Origin of the sequence: Caballeronia sp. LZ028 (assembly GCF_031451415.1) — a bacterium.
In the GTDB taxonomy this organism is placed as follows: domain Bacteria; phylum Pseudomonadota; class Gammaproteobacteria; order Burkholderiales; family Burkholderiaceae; genus Caballeronia; species Caballeronia zhejiangensis.
On the sequence record NZ_JARUXN010000002.1, the window covers coordinates 612400 to 626632 of the forward strand.

Here is a 14233-nt window from a genome sequence, read left to right on the forward strand (position 1 = left end):
ATGAGGTTTCTCGTCGCCGATGACCACGAACTGATCCGCCAGGCCGTCAAGGCGCTTTTGCGCGGCATCGATCCGGACGCGCAGTTCGACGAAGCCGACAACTGGGAGACGCTCGCCGCCGCCGCGCGTCCGGAAGCGAATCACGATCTCGCGATCGTCGATCTGCACATGTCGGGCATGGAAAGCGCGGCGTCGCTCTCGGCGCTGCTGAAGGCGAATCCGGCGCTGCCGCTCGTGGTGCTGTCGGCGGAAGAATCCGTCGACGAGATGCGCGCGGTGCTCGCCGCGGGCGCGCTCGGCTTCGTGCCCAAGCGCGAGCCCGCCAACGTGATGGTCAAGGCGATCGAGCTCGTGCTGTCCGGCGGCGCGTATGTGCCGATCGAGGCGCTGAGCCTGATCGATCCGTCGCCGTCGCGGCTCGCGCGCCAGAGCGCCGCCGAACGTCCGCGCCCGATGACGAACACGGCGGCGCCCGCGCTCGCGCCGCATCATCTGCATCTGATGGAAAACCTGTCGCCGCGTCAGCGCGAAATCATGCGGCTCGTGCATCGCGGCTGCACGAACAAGATGATCGCGCGCGAATTGCAGGTCGCCGAAGGCACGGTCAAGGTTCATCTCTCCGTGATTTTTCGTGCGCTCGGCGTGCACAACCGTTCTTCGGCGATCGCGCTCATCAACGGCTGGCTGCAAGGCGGGCGCACGCTCTGAGCGGCGCGCCGCGCTCAGGCCGCTTCGTCCTGTCCGCGCGGCTGAAGCAGCATGTCGAGCGTGCGGCGCAGGCGCGTCGGCGTAACGGGCTTGTGCAGGACCGGCAAACCGGCGGCGACGAGCGCCGCGAGGCCGGGCGACGCCATGTCGCCCGTAATCACCACGCTCGCCGGCTCGCCGTGGCCGCGCCGCCGCAACGCCTCGCGCACGGCCTGAAGCACTTCCGCGCCGGTCTCGTGGCGGTCGATCTGGTAATCGCACAGCAGCACGTCCGGCACGAAGCCCTCGGAAATGGCGCGCACCGCCGCCAGCTCGTCGCGACAGCCGCGCACGCTGCATCCCCAGCGCGTGAGCAAGGCGCTGAGCGCATCGAGATTCGCGGGATCGTCGTCGACGCACAGCACATGGCGTCCTTCGATGCATCCGATGACCGGCAGCGGCGCGCACAGACTCGACGTAACGAGATTCGCATCGCCGAAGCGCACGGGCACGCGGATCGTCGTGCCGCGTCCCGGCTCCGAGCGCAGCGTCGGCTCGCCGCCGAGCAGCCGCGTCAGACGGCGCACCGTCGCGAGACCGAGGCCGTGTCCCTCGCGCGCGCCGTGATGCGCGAGCGGCGCCTGATAGAAGTCCTCGAAGACGAGCGCGTGTTCGTCGGGCGCGATGCCGATGCCCGAATCGCGCACTTCGATATGACCTTGCTCCGGATCGCCGCCGTGACGCACGCCGATCCATATCGAGCCGCGCTCGGTGTAGCGCACGGCGTTCGACACGAGATTGCCGATCACGCGTTCGAGCAGCACCGGATCGGTGAAGGCGACGCTCGACGTCGGCGCGATGCGCAACGCCAGCCCCTTCGCGGCGGCGGCGGGCCGGAACTGCCGCTCGATGCGCGCGAGCAGCTCCGACATCAGGAAATGCTGCGGAATCACCTGCGTGACGCCGCTTTCGATGCGCGCGAGGTCGAGCACCTGATTGAAGAGCTGATTCAGCGCGTCGACGTTGGCGATGATGTGCTGCGCGGAGTCATCGCGCTCCTGCGCGCTCGCGCGGCCGTCGGTGAGTGCCTGCGCGAGCAGGCCGATCGCGTGAAGCGGCTGGCGCAGATCGTGACTGGCGGCCGCGAAAAAACGCGTCTTCGCAAGGCTCGCTTCCTCGATCACGCTTTTCTGCAGCGCGATGGTTTGCGCGAGCCGCTCCTGCTCGACGCGCGCCTTCACGATGCCGCGAAAAAGACGCCGATACTGCGAGCCGAAAAGATGGATCGCGACGACGAACACGGCAAGCACGACGCCCAATCCGAAACGGCCATCGGCGGGCTGCATCAGGCTCGCAATCGTGACGGGCAGAAGCAGCGTCAGCACCGCGCCCGACAGGTTGCGCACGCTCAATCCGTTCGAACCGTAGGCAAGCGCGGCCAGCGTGACGAGCAGAACGGCCTGCGCGGCGACCGATCCGGCGGATTCGTTCTGGAACGCGAAACAGATCGCGATGCCCGGCGCCGCGTGAAGCAGCACGTTTCGCAGCGCATGCAGGCCGATCCATCGACGCGCGCCGAAACGAAGCGGATCGTGACGCCGCCAGGCCCAAAGACCGATCGCGAGACCATTCGCGCCCGCGTGGAAGAGCACGCAGCCGAAGACGAGCCATCCGGCGTGCGGGCGTGACAGCAATGCCGGATAGAAGAGCGCGATCGCGCAGCAATGCGCGATGAAGGATGCGGGGTCCGCCGCGTAGAGCGCACTGGCGACGTCCTCGTCGGTCTCGCCGTGCTCACGATCGCCTTGCATCTGTCATCCCCTTGCTGCGTTGATCCGCCCGGTTTACCCGAAAGTTCTAGTCGACGGATATGACTAACTTCATATTGGTCGTTTAATAGGAGAAAACCATACTCATCACGTTGCCACCGATTTGAGGGGATTGACAACGTGGAGACCTTGACAATGAATCCCGTCCAGGAGACGGGTGCGCCCTCGATGCTCACCGACCTTTGGCGCCGGCGCACGCATCTGTCGCAGGACGAAATGGTTTCGATCTACAACCTCGTGAAAGGCGCGTTGCGCGGCTATCATCCGCCCGAGCTGCAATCGCTCAAGGAGGACAAGGAAGAACTCGTCGCGCAGTTCATCTACGCGAAAGTGCTGCGGCTCGAACCGGGCCACGGCGAATCGCACGCGAGCGAGCACAGCGCGCCGTCGAGCGGCTACGCCGTATGCACGTATTTCAGGCGCTTTCTGATCGATTGTCTGCGCAGCGCGAGCAATCAGCGCGATGTGTCGATGGAACTCGACGGCGTCGCCGCGCAGATAGACGAGCACGCGCACGCGCCCGACGATCCTGTCGCCTCGGTGCTGATGCAGTACGGCCTCGACGAAGCGCGCGTGCGGCGTCTCGCGCGCGCGTTCATCGACGGCCTGGACCGGTACGAGCAACTGGTTCTCGCGGGCACGCTCGGATGGTGCTCGGAGGACAAAGGCGGCCTGTTCGCGCTCGCGACGCGGCATCACATCCCTTCGTACCACTATCGGGCCGTGAGGCTCGGCGTGACGCTCAAGAAGTCGGCGCAAAGCGCGGATTTCGCCGCGACGAAGATCGGCAGATGGATCGGCGGCACGCTCGGCATCGCGATCAGCGCCGACAATCAGGCCGCGATTCTGCTCGTGCTCAATCTGCTCGCGGTCGAGTCGGCGGGCTGAGTGTCAGCGATTGCCGGTCAGCGCGAACTCCGTGGTCTTCACGGCTTGCGCGAGATAGTCGACGAACGAAGCGATGCGCGCGGAGATCGCCGTGTTGCGATAGTAGACGGCGCTGATCGGCTGCCGCACTTCCTGCGTATGACGCGCGAGAATCTGCACGAGCCGCCCTTCGCGCCGGTCGCGCAGCGTCATGAAGTCCGACAGGCACACGATGCCCGCACTCTCCAGCGCGAGATGCCGCAGCGTCTCGCCGCTCGACGAAGCGATGCTCGGCTTGATGCGATACGGCTCGTCATCGCGCCCCGCGAGCGGCCAGACGTTGAGCGATTCCGGCTGCGTGAAGCCGAGCAGCGCGTGATTGGCGAGCTCGTCGACGCGCTTCGGATGCCCGTGCGTTTCCAGATAATGCGGCGTCGCCAGCACGCGAATGCGGCTGCTGCCGATCGGACGGCTATGCAGCGTCGAATCCTTCAGCTTGCCGATGCGGATCGCGACATCGGTGCGGCGTTCCAGCAGATCGATCACGCCTTCGTTGCTGTTCAGCTCCAGCTCCACATGCGGATAGCGCTCGCGATAACCCGCGACGAGCGGCACGATGACATGCAGCATGAAGGGCGTCGCGGCATCGACGCGCAACAGGCCCGACGGCCGTTCGCGGCGCGCGGCGACCTGCTCTTCGGCGCTCTCCACCGCGTCGATGATCTCGCGCGCATGCTGCAGGAAGCTCCTGCCCTCTTCCGTCAGTTCGAGGCGGCGCGTGGTCCTGCGCAGGAGCGTCGTCTGCAGTTTCTCTTCGAGGCGGCCGAGCGTGCGGCTCGCGCCCGAAACCGTCTGATCCAGTTGCTCCGCAGCCGCCGTGATGGAGCCTGTATCGACGACCGTCGCGAAGGTCTGAAGCTCGTCGAGCGTGACTTTCATAATTGAGTTTTTTTCAAGGATGGCTCCTTTATAAACCCGTCCTTTTGCAAAAGTAAAGCCGCCATTCGATCTCGGTTAGGCTCTTTCGGCCAAAGCGTCGTTCGCAGAAGACGTGCGGCTTGCCGATCGATCGCCGAGACACTAAGACATACTGAGCGAGTGCTTGCGGCGTCACGATGGAAAGGAAGGTGCATCATGAGCAAGAACATCATTTTCTGCGCGGATGGAACCTGGAACGGTCCCGACACCGATCACGACAACGACGGCACGCCGGATCCCACGAACGTATTCAAGGCGTTCATGCTGCTGTCCGGCGAACCGGACCCCGCGTCCACGCTGCTCGCCTCCGAACAGGAAATCGCCGAAGCGGGGCCGGACGGACAGGTCGCGAAATATCTGCATGGCGTCGGCGATTCGCGCAACGTCATCGCGAAACTCGTGGGCGGAGCATTCGGCGATGGCATCATCGCGCGCATCGTGCGGGGCTATACGTTCATATCGCGTCACTACCGGCCGGGCGACCGCATCATCCTGATGGGCTTCAGCCGCGGCGCGTACACGGCGCGCGCGCTCGGCGGAATGATCGCGAGCGTCGGCGTGCTCGACACGAGCCGCTACGACGTGAACGACAAGGCGCTCGCGTATCGCATGGGCATACTCGCGTGGCGCAAGTATCGCGAGGCGAGACCGCCGGCGCGCAACGCGGGCGGACTGCGGGGGTTGCTCGAAAAGATCGTCAATTTCGATCCGAAGCTCGCGTTAGCGAGACTGCAGCCGGACGACACGCTGCCCGTCGATGAAATTCGCGCCATCGGCGTCTGGGATACGGTCGGCGCGCTCGGCATTCCGATTTATCTCGACAGCAAGGATTCGACGGTCGATCTGTTCCGCTTCGCCGATACCGCGCTCAGCCCGAAGGTCAAGTTCGGCATTCACGCGATCAGTCTCGACGAGCAGCGCGGCGATTTCACGCCGACGCTGTGGGATTCACGCGAGGGCATCACGCAGGTGCTGTTCGCGGGCGCTCACGCGGATGTCGGCGGCGGTTATCCGAATGCCGAATCGGGGCTTTCGGATATCGCCTGCGAATGGATGCTGAAGCGCCTCGCCGATCCGGCCATCGGCATGCGTCTGAAGACGCCGCCCTGGTCCCTGCAGCCGGATTTTCTCGGCAAGTCGCATTCGCCGTGGACGGAGCCGCCCTTCTCGCTGCGTCCATTCGGGCCGCGCGGCCCGTTCGCGTTTCCGCAGGACATTGGCGCGCATGTGTCGGTCGCGCAGCGTTTGGGCCTCGTGATGGTGGCGGGCAAGCCGGTGCCGGTTCCCAACACGTACTCGCCCGCCGTGCTCGGCACGCTCTTCCCGGCGCACACCAACTGGATCACGACCTGAAAAAGTTGCGGGCCCGGGACTTTCGTTCCCGGGCCCGCTTCCTACGCCACTTCGCTAGTGCCACTTCGCGCTCTTATGGCGATTTCGGCCAATGACGTCCCACAGCTTGCGCGCCTCTTTCTGCACCGATTTCGCGTGTTCCTCGTGGTGAGGCTCCGCGTCCCCGGGAGCAGCCGTCGCGCCGCGTTTCGGGCGCTTGAACATATCGGCGAATCTCATCGCAACCTCCTTTCGCGGCAGGCACACCGCAAAAACAGTCTACTCCGGCTGGCGCGAAACGGCGTCTCAAGCCGCCGACGCGATGCCGCGCGGCTGCGTCAGCATCGCGGGCTGCAGGATTTCGTCGAGTTGCAACGGGCTCAACAGCCCTTTTTCGATGACGATCTGCGCCACGCTCTTGCCGGACACGAGCGCTTCCTTCGCGACTTCCGTCGAATGCGTGTAGCCGATATACGGATTGAGCGCCGTCACGATGCCGATCGAGCTTTCGAGGATCGCGCGCAAGCGGTCGCGATTCGCGCTGATGCCGTCGACGCATTTCGACGCGAGCGTGAGGCATCCCGCGCGCAAATGCGCGATGCTCTTGAAGAGACTGTGCGCGATGATCGGCTCGAACGCATTGAGCTGAAGCTGGCCCGCCTCGGCGGCGAAGCTCACGGTCACATCGTTGCCGATGACTTCGAACGCGATCTGATTGACAACTTCCGGAATCACCGGATTCACCTTGCCCGGCATGATGCTCGACCCGGCCTGCACCGGCGGCAGGTTGATTTCGCCGAGTCCCGCGCGCGGTCCGCTCGACAGCAGACGAAGATCGTTGCAGGTCTTCGAGAGCTTGACCGCGACGCGCTTCAGCACACCGGAAAGCTGCACGAATGCGCCGACGTCCTGCGTCGCTTCGACGAGATTCGGCGATGTCGTCAGCGCGATGCCGGTCACGTCGCTCAAATGCCTGCACGCGAGCTGCGCGTAGCGCGGATGCGTGTTGATGCCCGTGCCGATCGCGGTGGCGCCGAGATTGATTTCGCAGATCAGTTTCGCCGCTTCCTTCAAGCGCGCTTCGTCCTCGCCGAGCATCACGGCGAAGGTGCTGAACTCCTGGCCGAGCGTCATCGGCACCGCGTCCTGAAGCTGCGTGCGGCCCATTTTCAGATCGTCGCGGAACTCGAGCGCCTTGCGTTCGAACGATGCGCGCAGCACGCCCATCGCTTCGATCAGTTGCATGATGCCCGCGTACGTGGCGATCTTCAGTGCGGTCGGATAGACGTCGTTGGTGCTCTGGCCGAGGTTCACGTCCTCGTTCGGGTGCAACACGCCGTATTCGCCGCGTCGATGCCCGAGATGTTCGAGCGCGAGATTGGCGATGACTTCGTTCGCGTTCATGTTCGTCGACGTGCCCGCGCCGCCCTGAATCACATCGACGACGAAATGCTCGCGCGCCGTGCCCGAGCGCACTTGCCTGCATGCGTGCACGATGGCCTGCATTTTCACTTCGCTCAGCACGCCGAGTTCGTGGTTGGCGAGCGCGGCCGCCTCCTTCACGCTCGCCAGTGCATCGACGAGATTCGGGTAAGCGGAAATGGCGATGCCGGTGATCGGAAAGTTCTGCAGCGCGCGCAGCGTGTGCACGCCGTAGTACGCGTTGGCGGGCACGGCGAGATCGCCGAGCAGATCGTGTTCGATACGTTCGATGGGCGCGAGCATGAATTTCCGTCCTGACTTGGGATGACGCACGAACGATCGGTCATAACCGGCGCGCGCGCTCGGGAATGGCAGGCGCATCGAAGTCGATGCGCCGCTTTCTTGTGTCAGGTTGGAATCTTAGGGAAGGCAGAAAAAACGTGAATGCTACTGTCGCATACGGCTATGCAACTTTTGCATGACGTCCAGACCCGCGTTGGTCAGTTGGTTGGACGCAGGTAGGTGAGCAACATGTCGAGATGCATCTCCGCGATCGCGTGCTGACGTTCGGGCTCGGCGTAATTGCGGCCGGTGAACATGTCGATGGTGAAGCGGTTCGACACGATGTAATAGCCCATGCCGACGAGCGTCACGTAAAAATCGAGCGGATCGACGCCCTGACGAAAGTGTCCGGCGGCGGCGCCACGTTCGAGCGTCGCGCGCAGCAGATCGACCACTGGCGAAATGGTCTCGCGCAAATGGCTCGAACGCTCCAGATAACGGCCTTCGTGCAGATTCTCGTTGTTGATGAGACTCAGCCACTGAGGGTTTTCCCGCAGATGCGTCCAGATCGAATGAGCCAGTTCGCGGACCGCTTCCGCTGGTTGCAGGCCGGACAGATTGAGGCCTTGCTCGCGTTGCGAAAACTGCATGTACATCGCTTCGAGCACGGCGACGTAGAGCCCTTCCTTGCTCGCGAAGTAGTAGTAGAGCATGCGCTCGTTCGTGCCCGCGGCCGTGGCGATGGCGTCGACTCTCGCGCCCGCGAGGCCGAACTTCGTGAATTGCTCCGTGGCGGCTTCCAGAATGCGCCGCCGCGTCCCCTCGGGGTCTCGTTTTGTTCGTTGTTCGCTCATATCTTTGCGGCTACGGATCGAATTACGATTGTCATTTTGATAGATGACATTATGCCGACCGTAATGGGCCAGAGCATAGATCCGAGTATAAGTAATCTTGCCGCCTTGACGACGAAAAAATGAAACGCTAGCGATATCGTCGAATCGATGAGAAACCATAGGAAACCGTCAGTCCAGCTTGACTCTCGCCGCGGCAGGCGGCCGCCTCCCTGCGCCGTAATCCAGAAAACGGTCCGGCGCAAGATGCTTGCGGTAAAGCGTCGCATGCATCGATTTTGCGACGAGGCGCAAGCAAAACTCACCGCTCTTTCGAACCTTAGAGCACCCGCTGCTCACGACCGCACAGTCATACATGGAAACGCAGGAATGAACATGTCCTCGAATCGACGACTCGAACAAGCGCGACGCCTGTTGGCCCTCGCACAAACGGGACTGCACTATACGAACGGCGCATTCGACAAGGAACGCTACGAAGAAATAGCGACGATCGCGCATGAACAGCTTGCCGAGATCGCATCGATGAAAGCGGGCGAAGTGGCGGAGCTTTTCGCATTCGAGTCGGGTTATGCGAACCCGAAGCTCGACGTCAGATGCGCCGTGTTCAACGAGTCCGGGCACATCCTGCTCGTGCGCGAAGCAGCCGATGGATTGTGGTCGCTTCCCGGCGGCTGGGCGGATGTCGGCCTGTCGCCTGCGGAGAATGCCGCGAAGGAAGTGCGTGAGGAAAGCGGCTATACGGTCGACATCGTGCGGCTGCTGGCCGCGTGGGATACGGCGAAGCACCCGCATCCGCCGTCGGTCTTTCACATCTGGAAGCTCGTCTTTCTCGGCGAGATCGTGGGAACCGGCAATGTGATCGGCGTGGAAACCGATGCCGTCGAGTTCTTCAGTCTCGACGACCTTCCGCCGCTGTCGCTGGGCCGCATCATGCCCGCGCAGATCCGGCGTCTGGACGGGCTGCGACGCGGCGGCGAAGTCGACTTCGACTAAAGCGAATTCTGATGGGCTTCGACCAGATCGGCCATGCTGTTGAAGCGGAAGTCGATCTTCGGCTGAACGCCCGGGTCCATCGTCGCGCCGAAGCCGGGCTGCGAATGACGGCGATAAATCCAGCACGATGCAAGGCCAAAACCATTCGCAGGCTTGTGATCGTGGAAAAGGCTTTCGGCCGTATGCAGGATCTTTTCCTTGCGGATTCCGCGCTCGCCCAGCTTTTCCAGCATGTATTCGAAATTGCGCGGCGAAGGCTTATAAGATCCGATATCTTCCGCCGTAATGATTGCGTCGAACTCCACCTGTAGCCTTGCATTGCTATGGGCAAAGCTCTCATTGTCGACATTCGACAGAATCACGAGCTTGTAATGCTGCTTCAGATATCGAAGGGCATCGGCGGAATCGGGGAATGCGGGCCAGTCGCGAATCGAGCGGCCATAGACCATGCAATCTTCCTGAGTGAAAGAAACGCCCCACTCTTCCGCGAGCCGCTTGTACACGATAGCCAGTAACTCCTGATAGCGCTTGCCCGGCGTGTACTTCTGTTGCGACGACTCGTGACGCGCATGGGCCTCGAGCACCTGATCGCGAGTCAGCGCGGGCTGAACGCGATCCAGCAGCGGACGCAGCGCTTCGAAGATACCGGTTTCCCAGTCGATCAGCGTGCCGTAGCAGTCGAAGGTCAGCGTATCGAAGTCAGTCAGTTTCACAGTCGCTCCTGTCGGTCGATGAAGATGATTGGATCACGAAGTTTGGCGCTCCGTGATGTTACATAACCGTGCGATTTCGGGTATTGATCACATGAACTTGGTGTATCGTCGGTTCGCAGCAGTGATACGCCAGCTTATGATCCTATGAAACTTCAGGTTATCTTTTCAGATGCCAAACAACACACCCGAACCACAAGCCGTCTGTGATCCTATTTCCCGAAGCGCGATCTTCATCGTCGCCACCGTGGCGCGCGGCGAAGGCAAGGCCGATGTCGTGCGCTCATGGTGCGGCGACATCGCGGCGCTGGTCCGCGCGGTCGGCACGCGCGCGCCGACCGCGAATTTGTCCTGCGTATGCGGCTTCAGCGCCGATGCGTGGGACATGCTCTTCGGCGCGCCGCGCCCCGCGTCGCTGCATCCGTTTCGCGAGTTCGGCTCGGGCGAGCGCCGCGCGATCGCGACGCCCGGCGACATCCTCATGCATATCCGCGCGGATCACATGGACCTTTGTTTCGAGCTCGCCGCGCAGATGCTCAACAAGCTCGGCGATGCAGTGACGGTCGTCGATGAAGTGCATGGCTTTCGCTACTTCGATCTGCGCGACATGGTGGGCTTCGTCGATGGCACCGAGAACCCGACAGGAAAGAGCGCCGCGCATTACACGATCATCGATGAAGAAGATCCCGATTTCGCCGGCGGCAGTTATGTGATCGTGCAGAAGTATCTGCATAACCTGGATGCGTGGAATGGCCTCACCGTCGAGCAACAGGAACTGATCATCGGACGCGAAAAGTTATCCGATGTCGAACTGGACGATTCGATCAAGCCGTCGTGCTCGCATAGCTCGCTCACGACGATCGAAGAGAACGGCAAGGAAGTGAAGATCCTTCGGCATAACATGGCGTTCGGACGTCCGGGAGCGAAGGAGTTCGGCACGTATTTCATCGGCTATGCGCGCACGCCCGCGCCGATCGAACAGATGCTCGAGAACATGTTCGTCGGCAGGCCGCCGGGCAATTACGACCGCCTGCTCGATTACAGCCGCGCGGTGACGGGCGGCCTGTTCTTCGTGCCGTCCAACGATCTGCTCGACGAACTTCCCGACCGCAACCCGGATGCCGCGACTTCTTCCGCCAGCGATAACGCGCCTGAAGATAGCCGCGCAGGAACATTGAACATCGGCTCACTCAAAGGAACTTCACAAGATGAATAACTTGCATCGAGAGCTCGCGCCGATCTCCGGCGCCGCATGGTCGCAGATCGAAGCCGAAGTCGCGCGCACGTTCAAGCGCGCGCTCGCGGGCCGCCGCGTCGTCGACGTGAAGAGTCCCGGCGGCACGGCGCTATCGGGCATCGGTACGGGGCATCAGACGAACATCGCTTCACCGAAGCAAGGCGTCGCGGCGAAGTTATACGACGTGAAGCAACTCGTGCAACTCACCGTGCCGTTCACGTTGCAGCGCGAAGCGATCGACAGCGTCGAACGCGGCTCCAACGATGGCGACTGGCAACCCGCGAAGACCGCCGCGAACGAACTGGCGCTCGCGGAAGACAGCGCGATCTTCGACGGCTTCGCGGCCGCCGGCATCACCGGCATCCGCGAGGGCAGCTCCAATGCGCCGACGTATCTCCCCGCGGACGTCGCCGATTATCCCGCCGCGATCAGTCAGGCGCTCGAGAAGCTGCGCCTTGCCGGCGTAGACGGACCCTATTCCGTGCTGCTCGGCGCGGATGCTTATACCGCGCTCGCCGAAGCGAGCGATCAGGGCTATCCGGTCATTCAGCACATCAAGCGCATCGTGAGCGGCGATCTCGTGTGGGCGCCCGCGCTTCAGGGCGGCTGTGTGCTCTCGACGCGTGGCGGCGATTACGAGCTGCATCTCGGCCAGGACTTGTCGATCGGCTATACGAGTCATACCGACACGACCGTGCAGCTCTATCTGCGCGAAACGCTCACGTTCCTGATGCTGACGAGCGAAGCGTCCGTGTCCATCGCGGCGGGCGAATAACGTTTCGTCGCGATCGCTTCAGTTGTCGAATGTGCCCTGATACTCGGGCGCGGCATCGGAGCGCGTATTCATTTCGAACATCACGCCGCCCGGGGCGCGGCAGAAAAAGCGCGAGCCGCGCCCGTTGTTGAAGATGTCCGTCTCCATCTCCACGCCTTCCGACTCGAAGCGTTCGTAAAGATCGCGCACATCATCGAGGCTCGGCAATTCGAAGCCGACATGAAACGCGCGCGGCCATTCCAGTGCATCGTCGCGCGCGTGATCGATCACGACATCGAAACCGGGACGCTTGAGTATGTACGACTGGTCCCACGTTCCGGATATCGTGAAGCCGAGATACTGCTCGAAGAATCGAGCGGTCGCGGGTGTGTCGGCGGAAGGGAAACTGAGGTGATTGAGCTTCATGTCTTGGCTCGGTCTCTACTGGGTTGATAGAGACTTCAGAATATAAGCAAAAGCTCACATTCGACTACTCGCATTGCGAACAGCCGCCGAAAGCCCGCAGCGATGCGGCTTGCACCGTCGCGTCGCTTCCATTGCTCGCATTTACGCGCCGCCGCTTCTCGACAGATAGCCGAAAACAGCGGCCCGAACGCGGCGTTCGAGGTCGTCGAGATCGCGCTCGCCGCGTTCGCCCGCGGCATCGACCATGCCTTTGACGATGGCGAGCAGATCGGCCGCCGCCACTTCCGGATTCGGATAACGTGGTGCGGCACGACCGACGATCGTCTCGACCAGCGCGTCCATTTCCCCTTTCGCCACTTCGCCGCGCAATGCCGGCCGTCCTTCCGCGATATCGAGCAGACGCGCGAGCATCGGACGCTGTAGTTGCTGACGCACGGACGCGCCGATCAGATATTCGAGCGCCGCCTTGCCGCTACGTTTGGTGAGCGCGACCGATGCATCCTCATAAAAGCGCGCGCTTTCACGACGAATCAGCGCGACGATGAGCGCATCCTTGCCCGGAAAGTATTGATAGAGCGAACCGATGCTGACGCCCGCGCGACGCGCGACCGCGTTCGTGTTGAATCCTTCGAAGCCCTCGCTTTCGAGCACTTGCGCCGCTGCTTCGACGATGGATGCCACCGTGGCTTCGGAGCGCGATTGCGCGGGCGCTTTTCGCGGGCGATACGGTTTGTGCGATGGACGCTGGCTCATTCGTTTCCTCTCGTGGATTGCGGAGCCGATTGTACAAAGCCCGGTCAAGCATGTTTTCGGACGACCTGATAACCTCGTCCGAATTCATATTGCAAAGGAGCCTGAAGCATGAGCGCATCGAACGAATATGTGCCGCCGGCGGTATGGACCTGGACCAAGGAAAGCGGCGGACAATTCGCCAATATCAATCGGCCGGTCTCCGGTCCCACACATGAAAAGGCGTTGCCCGTTGGCCGTCATCCGTTACAGCTCTATTCGCTCGCCACGCCCAACGGCGTGAAAGTCACCGTGATGCTCGAAGAGTTGCTGGCGCTTGGTCATCGCGATGCGGAATACGATGCGTGGCTCATTCGCATCGGCGATGGCGATCAGTTCGGCAGCGGCTTCGTCGATATCAATCCGAATTCGAAGATTCCGGCGCTCGTGGATCGCAGCGGCGCAACGCCCGTGCGAGTTTTCGAATCCGGCGCGATCCTGCTTTATCTCGCGGAGAAGTTCGGCGCATTCGTGCCGACGGAACCGGCAAAGCGCGCCGAGTGCTTGTCGTGGCTTTTTTGGCAGATGGGAAGCGCGCCCTATCTGGGCGGTGGATTCGGGCACTTCTATGCTTATGCGCCGAGCAAGATGGAATATCCGATCGATCGCTTCGCCATGGAAGTGAAGCGTCAACTCGACGTGCTCGACAAGCGTCTCGCGCAGAGCACTTATATTGCCGGGGACGATTACACCATTGCGGATATCGCGATTTTTCCGTGGTACGGCGGCCTCGTGAACGGCTGGCTATACAACGCCGCCGAGTTCCTCTCCGTGCATGAATACAAGCATGTGCGCCGCTGGGCCGAATTGATCGGCGCACGTCTCGCCGTTAAACGCGGCCGCATGGTGAACCGTACTTTCGGCGAGCCGTCGAGCCAGTTGCATGAGCGCCATGACGCATCCGATTTCGATACGCGCACGCAGGACAAGATCGCCGCGGAGAAGTGACGACTGCGAGCCGCGTGACGATAAGCCTAATATTTTCGTTCAACACGCGGCATGCATAAAAACGCACGAGCGTCATCCATTTTTCAAAAAGCAGTTTCTTCATTGCACTGCGCAAATACCAGATTGAC

The 14233-nt window shown here is 62.2% G+C and carries 14 protein-coding genes; 7 read left to right on the plus strand and 7 right to left on the minus strand.

Translation table 11 applies throughout. The features are described from left to right. Complete coding sequence (locus QCE58_RS16955; RefSeq protein WP_008346429.1) at positions 1–708, plus strand: response regulator transcription factor; 708 nt, start codon at positions 1–3, stop codon at positions 706–708. Positions 709–722: 14 nt separating this feature from the next. On the opposite strand, the gene QCE58_RS16960 is transcribed toward QCE58_RS16955, so the two are convergent. After that, positions 723–2498 (minus strand): hybrid sensor histidine kinase/response regulator, encoded by a 1776-nt coding sequence (locus QCE58_RS16960; RefSeq protein ID WP_034470142.1) that lies wholly within the window; start codon positions 2496–2498, stop codon positions 723–725. A gap of 153 nt (positions 2499–2651) precedes the next feature. Here QCE58_RS16960 and QCE58_RS16965 point away from each other — a divergent pair, with 153 nt between their 5' ends. Further along, positions 2652–3404, plus strand: a complete 753-nt coding sequence (locus QCE58_RS16965; protein WP_008346426.1) for a hypothetical protein — start codon at positions 2652–2654, stop codon at positions 3402–3404. Between the two features lie 3 nt (positions 3405–3407). Here the strand turns inward: QCE58_RS16965 and QCE58_RS16970 are convergent, their stop codons facing one another. Continuing rightward, positions 3408–4322, minus strand: coding sequence for a LysR family transcriptional regulator (locus tag QCE58_RS16970; RefSeq protein ID WP_175980210.1), 915 nt, complete (start codon positions 4320–4322; stop codon positions 3408–3410). A gap of 195 nt (positions 4323–4517) precedes the next feature. On the opposite strand from QCE58_RS16970, the gene QCE58_RS16975 reads away from it, so the two are divergent. After that, positions 4518–5714: a DUF2235 domain-containing protein gene (locus tag QCE58_RS16975; RefSeq protein WP_250522461.1), complete on the plus strand. Its 1197-nt coding sequence runs from the start codon at positions 4518–4520 to the stop codon at positions 5712–5714. A 285-nt stretch (positions 5715–5999) separates the two neighbouring features. Here QCE58_RS16975 and aspA read toward each other — a convergent pair whose 3' ends face one another. After that, positions 6000–7418, minus strand: a complete 1419-nt coding sequence (gene aspA, locus QCE58_RS16980) for an aspartate ammonia-lyase (RefSeq protein WP_250482058.1) — start codon at positions 7416–7418, stop codon at positions 6000–6002. Positions 7419–7615: 197 nt separating this feature from the next. Further along, positions 7616–8251, minus strand: a complete 636-nt coding sequence (locus QCE58_RS16985) for a TetR/AcrR family transcriptional regulator (protein ID WP_008346417.1) — start codon at positions 8249–8251, stop codon at positions 7616–7618. A gap of 372 nt (positions 8252–8623) precedes the next feature. Between QCE58_RS16985 and QCE58_RS16990 the strand changes: the two genes are divergently transcribed. Beyond that, positions 8624–9241, plus strand: coding sequence for an NUDIX hydrolase (locus QCE58_RS16990; RefSeq protein WP_250522460.1), 618 nt, complete (start codon positions 8624–8626; stop codon positions 9239–9241). On the opposite strand, the gene QCE58_RS16995 is transcribed toward QCE58_RS16990, so the two are convergent. Then, positions 9238–9954: a haloacid dehalogenase type II gene (locus tag QCE58_RS16995; protein ID WP_008346414.1), complete on the minus strand. Its 717-nt coding sequence runs from the start codon at positions 9952–9954 to the stop codon at positions 9238–9240. The genes QCE58_RS16990 and QCE58_RS16995 overlap by 4 nt on opposite strands. Before the next feature lie 169 nt (positions 9955–10123). Between QCE58_RS16995 and QCE58_RS17000 the strand changes: the two genes are divergently transcribed. Together QCE58_RS17000 and QCE58_RS17005 are read left to right on the plus strand one after the other, a co-directional pair. Beyond that, positions 10124–11167: a Dyp-type peroxidase gene (locus QCE58_RS17000; protein WP_033536009.1), complete on the plus strand. Its 1044-nt coding sequence runs from the start codon at positions 10124–10126 to the stop codon at positions 11165–11167. Then, positions 11160–11963: a family 1 encapsulin nanocompartment shell protein gene (locus QCE58_RS17005; protein WP_008346410.1), complete on the plus strand. Its 804-nt coding sequence runs from the start codon at positions 11160–11162 to the stop codon at positions 11961–11963. The genes QCE58_RS17000 and QCE58_RS17005 overlap by 8 nt, the downstream gene beginning before the upstream one ends. An 18-nt stretch (positions 11964–11981) precedes the next feature. Here the strand turns inward: QCE58_RS17005 and QCE58_RS17010 are convergent, their stop codons facing one another. Both QCE58_RS17010 and QCE58_RS17015 read right to left on the minus strand, forming a co-directional pair. Next, the gene (locus tag QCE58_RS17010; RefSeq protein ID WP_250522459.1) at positions 11982–12368 is read right to left on the minus strand and encodes a VOC family protein; all 387 of its coding nucleotides are present in this window, start codon (positions 12366–12368) and stop codon (positions 11982–11984) included. 141 nt (positions 12369–12509) lie between these two features. Further along, positions 12510–13121, minus strand: coding sequence for a TetR/AcrR family transcriptional regulator (locus tag QCE58_RS17015; protein ID WP_250458830.1), 612 nt, complete (start codon positions 13119–13121; stop codon positions 12510–12512). A 108-nt stretch (positions 13122–13229) separates the two neighbouring features. On the opposite strand from QCE58_RS17015, the gene yghU reads away from it, so the two are divergent. Continuing rightward, positions 13230–14105, plus strand: coding sequence for a glutathione-dependent disulfide-bond oxidoreductase (gene yghU, locus QCE58_RS17020; RefSeq protein ID WP_250522458.1), 876 nt, complete (start codon positions 13230–13232; stop codon positions 14103–14105). The last annotated feature ends 128 nt before the right edge of the window (positions 14106–14233 follow it).

What these genes read in the sequence shown, in the direction of transcription:
- QCE58_RS17005 (WP_008346410.1), top strand. Translation starts at nt 11,160, where the DNA reads ATGAATAACTTGCATCGAGAGCTCGCGCCGATCTCCGGCGCCGCATGG.
- QCE58_RS16985 (WP_008346417.1), bottom strand. Translation starts at nt 8,251, where the DNA reads ATGAGCGAACAACGAACAAAACGAGACCCCGAGGGGACGCGGCGGCGC.
- QCE58_RS16965 (WP_008346426.1), top strand. Translation starts at nt 2,652, where the DNA reads ATGAATCCCGTCCAGGAGACGGGTGCGCCCTCGATGCTCACCGACCTT.
- QCE58_RS16990 (WP_250522460.1), top strand. Translation starts at nt 8,624, where the DNA reads ATGTCCTCGAATCGACGACTCGAACAAGCGCGACGCCTGTTGGCCCTC.
- QCE58_RS16975 (WP_250522461.1), top strand. Translation starts at nt 4,518, where the DNA reads ATGAGCAAGAACATCATTTTCTGCGCGGATGGAACCTGGAACGGTCCC.
- aspA (WP_250482058.1), bottom strand. Translation starts at nt 7,418, where the DNA reads ATGCTCGCGCCCATCGAACGTATCGAACACGATCTGCTCGGCGATCTC.
- QCE58_RS17010 (WP_250522459.1), bottom strand. Translation starts at nt 12,368, where the DNA reads ATGAAGCTCAATCACCTCAGTTTCCCTTCCGCCGACACACCCGCGACC.
- QCE58_RS16960 (WP_034470142.1), bottom strand. Translation starts at nt 2,498, where the DNA reads ATGCAAGGCGATCGTGAGCACGGCGAGACCGACGAGGACGTCGCCAGT.
- QCE58_RS16970 (WP_175980210.1), bottom strand. Translation starts at nt 4,322, where the DNA reads ATGAAAGTCACGCTCGACGAGCTTCAGACCTTCGCGACGGTCGTCGAT.
- yghU (WP_250522458.1), top strand. Translation starts at nt 13,230, where the DNA reads ATGAGCGCATCGAACGAATATGTGCCGCCGGCGGTATGGACCTGGACC.
- QCE58_RS17015 (WP_250458830.1), bottom strand. Translation starts at nt 13,121, where the DNA reads ATGAGCCAGCGTCCATCGCACAAACCGTATCGCCCGCGAAAAGCGCCC.
- QCE58_RS16955 (WP_008346429.1), top strand. Translation starts at nt 1, where the DNA reads ATGAGGTTTCTCGTCGCCGATGACCACGAACTGATCCGCCAGGCCGTC.
- QCE58_RS17000 (WP_033536009.1), top strand. Translation starts at nt 10,124, where the DNA reads ATGCCAAACAACACACCCGAACCACAAGCCGTCTGTGATCCTATTTCC.